This window comes from Micromonospora sp. ATLC20, assembly GCF_057196585.1.
Window position 1 is genome coordinate 49,613 of the sequence record NZ_JBXUOV010000016.1, and the last position, 10,928, is coordinate 60,540.

Annotated in this window: 7 protein-coding genes; all 7 read left to right on the plus strand. The window is 75.8% G+C overall.

The annotated features are described in order from the left end of the window. The first annotated feature begins 12 nt into the window (after positions 1-12). Positions 13-777, plus strand: a complete 765-nt coding sequence (locus AC2CHG_RS06165) for a thioesterase II family protein (protein ID WP_484524338.1) — start codon at positions 13-15, stop codon at positions 775-777. A 161-nt stretch (positions 778-938) separates the two neighbouring features. After that, positions 939-1,943, plus strand: coding sequence for a class I SAM-dependent methyltransferase (locus AC2CHG_RS06170; RefSeq protein ID WP_484524339.1), 1,005 nt, complete (start codon positions 939-941; stop codon positions 1,941-1,943). Next, on the plus strand, positions 1,940-4,576 hold the full coding sequence (locus tag AC2CHG_RS06175) for an amino acid adenylation domain-containing protein (RefSeq protein ID WP_402811121.1): 2,637 nt from the start codon (positions 1,940-1,942) through the stop codon (positions 4,574-4,576). Before AC2CHG_RS06170 ends, AC2CHG_RS06175 begins: the two co-directional genes overlap by 4 nt. Next, positions 4,557-5,708 (plus strand): potassium transporter TrkA, encoded by a 1,152-nt coding sequence (locus tag AC2CHG_RS06180; protein ID WP_484524340.1) that lies wholly within the window; start codon positions 4,557-4,559, stop codon positions 5,706-5,708. The genes AC2CHG_RS06175 and AC2CHG_RS06180 overlap by 20 nt, the downstream gene beginning before the upstream one ends. Beyond that, positions 5,705-7,060: a DUF6002 family protein gene (locus AC2CHG_RS06185; protein ID WP_262014277.1), complete on the plus strand. Its 1,356-nt coding sequence runs from the start codon at positions 5,705-5,707 to the stop codon at positions 7,058-7,060. The genes AC2CHG_RS06180 and AC2CHG_RS06185 overlap by 4 nt, the downstream gene beginning before the upstream one ends. Beyond that, positions 7,057-9,402, plus strand: coding sequence for a non-ribosomal peptide synthetase (locus tag AC2CHG_RS06190; RefSeq protein WP_262014278.1), 2,346 nt, complete (start codon positions 7,057-7,059; stop codon positions 9,400-9,402). Before AC2CHG_RS06185 ends, AC2CHG_RS06190 begins: the two co-directional genes overlap by 4 nt. Next, positions 9,399-10,928: beta-ketoacyl synthase N-terminal-like domain-containing protein (locus AC2CHG_RS06195; RefSeq protein ID WP_484524341.1), on the plus strand; the 1,530-nt coding region annotated here is incomplete at its 3' end. The genes AC2CHG_RS06190 and AC2CHG_RS06195, both read left to right, overlap by 4 nt.

The following is a 10,928-nucleotide window of genomic DNA, read 5'->3' on the forward strand; positions in this document are numbered from 1 at the left end:
ATGCTCCTGGCCATGTCCCAGGTGACCGCGAGCCGCTGGTTCGGGCCGGCCGGCTCCTCGTCCGGCGACGCCCAGGTGTTCGTCTTCCCGTACGCCGGTGGCGTCGCCGCCTCCTTCGCGCAGTGGCGGGAACTGGCCGCGCCGGAGCTGTCGGTGCAGGTCGCGCTGATGCCGGGCCGGGGCGCCCGGCTGCACGAGCCGCCGGTGGACGACCTCGCGGAGCTGGTGGACGCACTGGCGACAGCCGTCGCCGAGCGGGCGTCCGGGCCGTACCTGCTGTTCGGCCACAGCCTGGGGGCGCTGGTGGCGTTCGAGGTGACCCGGGAGCTGCGCCGCCGGGACGCGCCCGCGCCGCTGGCGTTGCTCGTCGGCGGCGCGGAGGCGCCGGGGACCCGGCTGGTACGGCGGCGCGTGCACGACCTCGACGACGCCGGTCTGATCGACGCGCTGCGCGACTTCGGGGCGACGCCGGCCGCGCTGCTGGCCGACCGCGACCTGATGGAGCTGATCCTGCCCGGGGTACGGGCCGACTTCGCGCTGTCCGAGCGGTACGCCTACCGCGAGGGGCCGCCGCTGGAGGTGCCGGTGCACGTGCTGCTCGGCGACCGCGACGAGCACGTGGACCCGGACCGGGCCGCGGGGTGGGCCCGGGAATGTGTCACCGAGCCGCGGTGGCACGTGTTTCCCGGCGGGCATTTCTTCCTTACCGACCATCTGCCGGAAATCATCGACCTAATGCGACACATCGTCGCCAGTCACACCCCTGTGGCGGAATAAGCGACAAAGAACGGGTAAGGACTCGTACCCGTACCGGACCTTCCACAATGTCCGGTATTCGACCTGGTGAACGGCCGAGAAGCGGTGTTAAAGTCTGCCATCCGTTCGCCGAAGGGACGTCGCTGACGAGGCGGCATACTGTCGCGTGCGCCGAGGTGTACATGAGCCGGCCGTACCTTCCGTCCCTGGTCCTGCGCGATTACCTGCACACCGTGGCGACCCTCCACCCGCAACTGCGCGAGCTGCTCGACTTCGGCCGCCCCGGCGCGGACGCGGCGCTGGCGGAACTGGCCGGCACGGTCAGCGAGTTCGACACCGACTCGACCGGCCGGGGCGATTCCTACCGCCGGGCCCAGCGGGACACGCTCGTCCGCTGGACCGGCATGCGGCGGCTGCTGGACCTCGCCACACCGGACGCCGCCGCCCCGGTCACGCTCATCCTCGACGTGCTCGGCGGCGACGGCACCGTGGCCCGCGCCGCAAGCAGCCAGTCCGCCTGCTTCGAGTCCAAACTCGCATTCATCACCGGCGACCTGTCCGGCCACATGGTCGACAAGGCGCTCGCCCACGGCCTGCCTGCCGTCCGTCAGGCCGCGCACTTCCTGTTCCTGCGCGACGCCGGTGTGGACGCGGTACTGCTGGCGTACGGCACGCACCACATCCCGGCGGCCCGGCGGCCGCAGGCGGTCGCGGAGGCGGCCCGGGTGGTCCGCCCCGGCGGCCGGATCGTGCTGCACGACTTCGACGAGTCCAGCCCGATGGCCGGGTTCTTCGGCGATGTGGTGCACCCGCACGCCGCCGGCGGCCACGACTACCGGCACTTCAGCCGCGCCGAGCTGACCGGCCTGTTCACCGCGGCCGGGCTGCCGGTACGCGTCGTCGACCTGTACGACCCGCTGATCGTGCGCGCCGACAGCGCCGAGTCCGCCTCCGCCGGCATGCGCGACTACGTCGGCGACATGTACGGCGTGCGCGACTACTTCGCCACGCTCACCGACGACGAGGTGTGGCGACTGCTGAACCGCCACTTCGACCACACCGGCTACCTGGCCGGGCTCGGTCGCGACGACGTGCCGGCCCGTCCGCTGGTCTACCGGGCCGACGGGCAGTTCGTCGCCGAGGTGCCCCGGATGGCGATCGTCGCGGTCGCGACGAGGACGCGGTGACCGCTGTGACCGGCCCGCGCTACCTGACCGACCTGGTGCACCGGCCCACCGGCGCCGACGGCGACCGGCCCGCGATCGTCGGACCGGACGGCGAGGTGAGCTACTCCGCGCTGTGGGAGCGGGTCGGCGCGACGGCCGAGCTGCTGCGCCGCGCCCGCGTGCGGCCGGGTGACCTGGTGGGCCTGTACCTGCACCGGTCCGCCGACTACGTGACGTCGTTGCTCGCGACGCTGGCGGTGGGCGCGGTGGCGGTGCCGGTCGACCCCGAGCTGCCGTCGGGCCGGGCCGAGCAGATGCTCGCCGCGGCGGCGCCCCGGCTCGTCCTGTACGCCGACCGTCCGCCCGCCGTCGCCGCGCCCGCGTCCACCGGTTGGCGGGACGTGCGTACCGCGCGGGCCGGGTCGCCGGCCGACCTGACCGATCGCACCGGCTGGCTGCCGCCGGGCGAGCACGCCGCGCTGGTGCTGTTCACCTCCGGCTCCACCGGCCGGCCGAAGAGTGTCGTGCTGCACCACGCCGGGCTGGTCAACCGGCTGGCCTGGGGCCACGGCCGGTTCGGTTTCACCGCCGACGACCGGGTGCTGCACAAGGCGTCGATCGGGTTCGACGCGTCGGTACACGAGATCCTCTCCCCGCTGATCGCGGGCGGCACCGTGGTCGTCGCCGGGCCGGGCCTGCAGTTCGACAGCCTCGGGCTGGTCCGGCTGATCCAGCGGGAGGCGGTCACCACCGCGCACTTCGTACCGACCATGCTGCGGCACGTGCTCGACGAGCCGGAGTTCGCCGGCTGCGTCACGCTGCGCCGGGTGCTGTGCGGCGGCGAGGCGCTGGACATGCGGCTGGTCCGGCGGTTACGCGAGGTGCTGCCGTGCGGGCTGTTCAACGGGTACGGCCCGAGCGAGACCTCGATCAACGTGTCCTACTGGGACTGCGCCGAGCCGTACGCGGGCAGCATCGCCCCGATCGGCCGGATCATCGACGGCGTCACCGCCCACGTGCTCGACGACGACCTGCACCCGGTGCCCGAGGGCGGGACCGGCGAGCTGTGGATCGGCGGGGTCGCGGTCGGGCTGGGCTACCTGCGCGACGACGAGCGGACGGCGGAGCGCTTCCGCCCCGACCCGGCGCGGCCGGGCGCGCGGCTCTACCGCACCGGTGACCTGGTTCGGGTCGCACCGCAGGGTTTCCTGGAGTTCCGTGGCCGGGCCGACGACCAGGTCAAGATCCGGGGGGTCCGGGTGGAGCCGGGCGAGGTGGCCGCCGTGCTGCGCGAGCATCCAGCCGTGCACGACGCGGTGGTGGTGACCGTCCCGGACACCGACGACGGCCCCCGCCTGGTCGGCTACGTGGTGCCGCAGCCCCGGCAGGCCCCGGCGGTCGGCGGGCTGCCGCGGTTCCCGCTACCCAACGGCATGGCGGTCACCGCGGCGTCGCCGGACGAGGCGGTCTTCCTCTACCGGCAGATCTTCGACCAGGCCGAGTACGCGCGTTTCGGCGTCCGCGTCGGTGACGGTGCGGTCGTCCTCGACGTCGGCGCCAACATCGGACTGTTCTCGCTCTGGGCGTCCCGGCAGGCGCGCGACGTGCGGCTGGTGGCGGTCGAGCCGAACCCGGACACACTGCCGTACCTGCGCGCCAACCTCGGCCTCTACGCCGGGTCCGCGTCGGTCGTCGAGGCCGCCGTGACCGATGCGGCGGGCACCGCCGAGCTGACCTCGTTCCCCGAGCTGAGCTACCTGTCCGGCCTCGGCGCCGACCGGGCCGGCGCCGCCTCCGACCTGGTCCGGTCGCACTACCGCCACGGCGGCGGCGACGCCGACGAGACCGAACAGGCGGCGCTCCTGGCCGACGCCCGCCGCCGCCTCGCCCCGGTGGCGCACGTGGTGCCGACCGTGACGCTGTCGGACCTGCTGGACCGTTTCGGGCTGGACCGCGTCGACCTGCTGAAGGTCAACACCGAGGGCGCCGAGCTGAGCGTGCTGCGCGGGCTGCGCCCCGAGCACTGGCCGCGTATTCGCCAGGTCTGCCTGGAGGTCGAGCGCAGCAGCGTGACCACCCCGCTGGTACGCGAGCTGCTGTGCGCGGCCGGGTTCGAGGTCCACGACATCGGCGACTGGAACGTCGGCGCGGACGCCGACGTCAGCTACGTCTACGCCGTACGGCCGCAGGAAGCGCCACCGGCGGCGACGCCCCGGGACGAGCCCGCCGACCACCTGCTGACCACCGGGCTGCTCCAGGGCTACCTGGCCTCGGCGCTGCCGCCCGCGATGCGCCCGGACCAGATCGTCCTGGTCGACCGGCTGCCCCGCCTGCCCAACGGCAAGGTCGCGCGGCTGGAGCTGCCACCGCCACCGTCCCGGCCCGCCGGGATCGCGGCGGAACCCGGCGGCGGCGCCCTCACCGACCGGCTGCGCGAGGCGTGGCGGGCCACGCTCGGCGTCGACGCGGTGCACGACGACGACACGTTCGTCGCGCTCGGCGGGCACTCGCTGACCGCGCTGCGGATGGCGCTGCGGGTACGGGAGATGGCCGGGCTGGAGGTGTCCCCGGCGAGCTGCCTGCGCGCCGGATCGTTCGCCGACTGGGTCGACCGGGTCACGGAGGCGGGACGCGATGTCAGCCCGGTCCGCTGACGCGCGGCACGTCGTCGTGGTGGGCGCCGGCCGGCTGGCCCGCTCGCTGTGCCACGCCCTGGCGGCGACGCACACCCCGGCGCCGCTGCGCGTGACGGTCCTGGCCCGCGACCCGGACGCGGCCCACGCGCTCGCCCGCGCCGCGCGGGTGCGCGCCACAGTCGCCGGCACCCCCGTCGCCGTCACCGCCCGGCCGTTCACCGCCGAACCCGGCGCCGACCCGGGGGAGGGGTACGCCGCCGACGCCGCCTCGATGGCCCGGCTCCGGCCCGACGTGCTGGTCTGCGCCGCGTCCGCGCAGTCGCCGTACGAGCGGGCGGCGGCGCCGTCGGCCTGGACGGACCTGATCGCCGCGGCCGGCTTCGGGGTGACGCTGGCGTTGCAGGCCGAGCTGGTGTCCCGGCTGGCCGCCGCGCTGGCCGGCGGCGCACCCGGCGCCACGCTCGTCAACGGCGCGTTCCCGGACGCGGTCAACCCGCTGCTCGCCGCACGGGACCTGCCGGTGCGCTGCGGCATCGGCAACGTGGCGACGCTCGCCGCGTGCCTGGACGCCGCGCTCGGCCGTCCCGGCCCGCGCCGGCTGGCGGTGCTCGGCCACCACGCCCACCTCGCCGCGCCCGGCCCGGACGACGACGACACCGCCGAGGTACGCGCCTGGCTGGACGGCCGGCCCGTCCCGGACGTCACCGGGCTGCTCGCCGGCTACCGCGCGCTGCCCCGGCCGGAGCTGAACGCGCTCGCCGGGCACGCCGGGGCCGCCCTGGTGGCGGCGCTCGCCACCGGCGACGAGGTGACGGCGAGCCTGCCCGGGCCACTGGGACTGCCGGGCGGCTATCCGGTCCGGCTCACCGGCGGCCGGACCGAGCTGCGGCTGCCGGCCGAGCTGCCGGTGGCGCAGGCGGTCGCCTGGAACACCGCCGCCGGGCGCCGCGACGGCGTCGAGGTCGGTGGCGGCCACGTCCGCTACCCGGAGCGCGCCCGGGCGGCACTGGCGGCGTACCGGCCCGAACTGGCCGGCGGCTGGCACGCGGGCGAGCTGCCCGAGATCGCCTGCCGGTTCACCGCCCTGCGTGACCATCTGCGAACGGTGCCGCCGGCGCCGGCCCGGAGTGTGTTGGAGGAAGCCCGATGACCGTGACCACCCCGGCCACCCGCAACATGATCACCGACTACTACGACGTCATCGCGTCGGCGGTGCGCCGGTGCGGCGCGGTCCCCGGCGACGCGCCCGGCACGCCCGGCTTCGCGCCCGGCTTCGACCTGCCCGAGCTGACCCCCGCGGTACGCGAGTTCTACGCCGCCGCCACGGTCAGCTGGTCCCCGCTGGGCCACTACGGCGGGCACGACCTGACGATGCTCGACCTGACCGCCAACCCGGGCACCCGCACCACGAAGACATTCGCCTCGATGGTGATCGTCGCCCGGGCGGTGGAGCACATCCGGCGTACCGGTGAGCGGCTGTGCATCGTCACCCCGACCTCCGGCAACAAGGGCGTCGCGCTGCGCGACTCGGTGGCCCGCGCGTACGCGGCCGGGCTGGTGACCCCGGAGCAGCTGTCCATCGTGGTGCTGGCCCCGGCGGCGACCCGGCACAAGTTCCGCCACGACGCGCTCGCCGCCGATCCCGCGACCCGTGCGGTCAACCCGCTGCTGCGGTACACCGGCGCGGACCCGGAGGGCGTGAAGGCGCTCGGCCGCGCGTTCGTCGACGAGTACGCCGCCACCGCGTACGACAAGCACGGCGTCACCCTCTGGTACACCCTCGACCTGCGCAACTACCTGGTCGCCGACGCCGCCCGGGCCGCCTTCGAGGCCGACGTGTCGCCGGCCACCGGCTCGCGCTGGCACGCGCACGCCGTGTCCAGCGCGTTCGGTCTGCTCGGCTACAACCTGGGCCGCGACGTACTGGAGGCGGCCGGCGACGCCGAATCGGCCGACCGGCCCGGTTTCCTGCTCGTGCAGCACCTCGGCACGCCGGACATGGTGCTCAGCCTGCGCCACGGCTCGTTCGAGCGGGACCACTGCCCGGCGTACACGCTCGACGAGAGCCGGGGCGTCTGGACGCAGGACGCCGACCTGCGCTTCCCGGCCGTCACCGACGACCCGGCCGAGGTGCTCGACCCGACGTTCTACACCCATCGCCCGGTGACCTCCCCGGCCATGAACGCGCTCATCGGACGGCACGGCGGCGACGGCATCGTGGTGTCGCGGCGCGAGTGCGTCCGGCGCTACCCGGTCGCCCGGCAGTGGCTCGCCGACGCCGGTCTGACCCTGCCCGAGGACCCGGCCCGGCTGCGGGAGTGGTCGATCCTGATGGCGCTGACCGGCGTCTGCAACGCCGTCGACCGGGGCCTGGTGCCGGCCGGGTACGAGATCGTGGTGCACGGCACCGGCAGCTACTGCGACGACTTCCGGATCGCCGAGGCCGACGCCGAGGTGTCCACGCTCGCCGACGTGGTCGCCGCCGTCCTGGACCAGCGGTGAGCCCGTCTCCGCAGCCGCTCGGCCTGCCGCCGCGGCTCGCCGCCCGGGCGCACGCCGCGGGCGTCGACCCGGCCGCCGTCGTCCTCACCGCCACGGCTCTGGTGGTACGCCGGTACACCGGATCCCCCGTGGTGACGCTGCGGCACGGCGACGAACCGGTGACGCTCGACCTGACCGCCGACGCACCGATCCGGGAGTTGTGCCGCTCGGTGCGCCCGGCGCCGCCGGACCAACTGGTCGACGTCACCGTCGAGGTGCGCCCCGGCCTGGCCGGCGTCACCGTCTCCGGGCTGCCCGCCGCGTACGCCGACGACCTCCGCGCCGACCTGGCCGACGTCCTGTCCACGCTGGACCCGGACGCGTCGTCGGCGGGGGTGCTGCCGTCGGCCCGCTACGAGCGGCGTCCGGCCCCGGACCTGTGGCGGCTGCACGGCGGCGACGGCACCGAGGCCGATCGGGTCCGCGGCGACACCATCCCGGCCGCGTTCGCGGCGGCGGTGCGGGCGTACCCGGAACGGCCGGCGGTGCTCGCCGACGACGCGACGGTGACCTACCGGGAACTCGGCGCGGCAGTCGCCGCGACCGCCGAAGCGCTGGCCGGGCCGGGTGACGTCACGGCGCCGGTGGCGGTGCTGTGCCGCCACGGCGTCGCCACGATCACCGGCATCCTGGCGGCGCTGGCGTCGGGGTCGCCGTACGTGCCGCTGGACCCGGCGTACCCGGCGGCCCGGCTGGCCGCGATGCTGCGCGACGCAGGCGTCCGGGCGATCGTCGCGGACCCCGGTCACGAAGCGCGGGCCGCCGCGCTCGCGGCCGACGCCGGGCTGGAGCTGCCGGTCGTGTCGTTGCGCCGGGGCGACCCCGGCGTGCCGGTGCCGGCCGGGCCCGCGCGCCCGGACGACCCGGCGTACGTGCTCTACACCTCCGGGTCCACCGGGAAGCCGAAGGGCGTGGTGCAGAGCCACCGCAACGTGCTGTTCGGTGTCCGCAACCACGTGCGCAACTTCGCCGTCCGGCCGGACGACCGCACGAGCGTGCTCACCTCGTTCGGCTACGACATGGCGGTCACCGACACGTTCAGCGCGCTGCTGTCCGGCGCCGCCGCCGTCCCGGTCGACGTCCGCACGCACGGCCTCGGCCACCTCACCGGCGCGCTCGCCGACCGGGGCGTCACCGTCTACCACTCCACCCCCACCGTCTTCCGGTACGTGGTGGCGAGCCTCGGCGAGCACGGGCGGCTGCCGTCGGTCCGCGCCGTCGTCCTCGGCGGCGAGGAGGTCACCCGGCACGACGTGACGCTGGCCCGGCGGTCGTTCGCGCCGGGCGTGGTGTTCGTCAACGGGTACGGCACCACCGAGATCAGCTTCGCCGCGCAGCACCACCTGCCGCCGGACGCCGACCCGGGGCGGGCAGTCGTGCCGATCGGGCATCCACTGCCGGGCGTCGAGGTGGTGCTGACCGACCCGGCCGGACGCCCCGCCTGCCTCACCGGCGAGGTGGTCGTGCGCACCCCGCACGTCGCGCTCGGATACCTGGGCCTGCCGGAGCTGACCGCGACCCGGTTCACCGAGCACGACGGGGTGCGCGCGTACCGGACCGGGGACATCGCGCGGCGGCTGCCCGACGGCATGCTCGTCTACCTGGGCCGCGGCGACCGGATGGTGAAGATCCGCGGCTACCGGGTGGAGCTGGGCGAGATCGAGGCCTGCCTGGCGGCGCTGCCCGGCGTGGCCCACGCGGCGGTGGTGGCGCGGCGGGGCGTGTCCGGCGCGGGCGAGCAGGAGATCGTCGCGTACGTGGTCGCCGCCGCCGGTACTGTCGTCGCGCCGCCGGCGCTGCGGGAACGGCTGGCCGCCGTGCTGCCGGACTTCATGGTGCCCCGGGCGGTGGTGGCGGTGCCGGAGCTGCCGATCGGGCCGACCGGCAAGCTCGACCAGGCCGCCCTGCCCGATCCGGACACCGGAGGGCCGGTCACCCGAGGGCCGGTCACCGGAGGGCCGGTCACCGGAGGGCCGCCGGCCGGGCCGGTCGAGCAGACCATCGCGGCGGGCTGGTGCACGGTGCTCGAACTGCCCGCAGTGGACCGGCTGGTGAACTTCTTCGAGGCGGGCGGGCACTCGCTCCAGCTCGCCCTGGTGCAGGGGTACCTGGAGGAACACCTCGGCCGCAGGGTGCCGCTGGCCCGGTTGGTGGAGTTCCCGACGGTGGCGGCGCTGGCCGCGTACCTGGAGACGTCAGGGGACGCTGCGGGCGTACCGGAGGACGGCCGGCTGGCCGCGGTCGGACGCCGGATGGCCCGCCGCGCCGCCGCGCGGGCCGGCGGCGGGGAGGGACGGGCGTGAGCGAGGACGACCGGATCGCGGTGGTGGGCCTGTCCTGCCGGGTCCCCGGCGCGGACGACGCGCAGGCGCTGTGGCGCAACCTGCTGTCCGGGGTGGACTCGGTGCGCCGGACCCCGGCCGGCGAGGGCGCGCCGGACGGCCCGGACTGGGTGCCGGCGTTCGGCCGGCTCGACGACCTGGAGGGTTTCGACGCGGACCTGTTCGGCTATCCCGCCGCGGCGGCGGCGCTGCTCGACCCGCAGCACCGGCTGTTCCTGGAGGTCGCCTGGCACGCGCTGGAGGACGCCGGGATCGACCCGGACCGCGACCCGGCCCAGATCGGCGTGTTCGCCGGATGCGCGCCCAACCGCTACCTGCACCACCACCTGCTCGGCAACCCCGCGCTGGCACCGGCGGCGGGTACGCTCGCCGAGGACTGGGACGACGCGCTGACCGGTTCCGGCTGCGACTACCTGCCGACGCGTACCGCGTTCGCACTGGGGCTGTCCGGCCCGGCCGTGGCGGTCCAGACCGCCTGCTCGACAGCGCTCGTCGCGGTGTGCCAGGCCGGGCAGAGCCTGCTGGACTACCGCTGCGACGTGGCGATAGCGGGCGGCGCGGCGGTGGTCTCCACCCGGCAGGCGGGCTACCGGCTGCGGCCCGGCGGGTTGCTGGCCACCGACGGGGTGTGCCGGCCGTACGACGCCGCCGCCACCGGGCAGGTGTTCGGCAACGGCGCCGGGGCGGTGGTGCTGAAGCGGCTCGCCGACGCCCGCGCCGACGGCGACCACGTGTACGCGGTGCTCGCCGGGTGGGCGGTGAACAACGACGGCGCCGACCGGCCCGGCTTCACCGTGCCGGGCGTGTCCGGGCAGGCGGCGGTGATGGCGGAGGCGCTGGCGTCGGTCGGCTGGGACGCGGCCGACGTGGCCTACCTGGAGGGGCACGGCACCGGCACGCCGGTGGGCGACGCGATCGAGGTGGACGCGCTGGCCCGGGTACGCCGGGGCGCACGCGCTCCGCTGCTGCTCGGCTCGGTGAAGGGCAACCTCGGCAACCTGGACGCCGCGGCGGGCGTGCTCTCGCTGATCAAGGCCGTGTACGCGGTCCGCACCGGGCAGGTGCCGGGTACCGCGCACTTCACCGCCGCGCACGGCGACATCGACCTGGCCGCCGCGGCCGCCGAAGTCGGCGCGGAAACCCGGCCGTGGACGGGGGAGCGGCGCGCGGGCGTCAGCTCGTTCGGTCTCGGCGGCACCAACGCGCACGTACTCGTCGAGTCCGCGCCCGCGACGGACGAGCCGGACGCCGGGGCACCCGGCCCGGTGGTGCTGGGACTGTCCGCAGGCAGCCCGGCGGCGCTGCGGGAACTGGCCCGGCGGCTGGCCGTCCGGCTTGCCGACGGCGACCTGGCGGTGGCCGACGTGGCGCACACGCTCGCGGTGGGACGGCGGCGGCTGGCGTACCGGGACGCGGTCGCCTGCGCCGACGCCGGGGAGGCGGTGGCCGGGCTGACCGCGCTCGCGGCCGGCGACCCGGCCTCCGAC

Coding starts and splice junctions, on each gene's coding strand:
- AC2CHG_RS06165 (WP_484524338.1), top strand. CDS start 13: ATGTCCCAGGTGACCGCGAGCCGCTGGTTCGGGCCGGCCGGCTCCTCG.
- AC2CHG_RS06180 (WP_484524340.1), top strand. CDS start 4,557: ATGTCAGCCCGGTCCGCTGACGCGCGGCACGTCGTCGTGGTGGGCGCC.
- AC2CHG_RS06170 (WP_484524339.1), top strand. CDS start 939: ATGAGCCGGCCGTACCTTCCGTCCCTGGTCCTGCGCGATTACCTGCAC.
- AC2CHG_RS06185 (WP_262014277.1), top strand. CDS start 5,705: ATGACCGTGACCACCCCGGCCACCCGCAACATGATCACCGACTACTAC.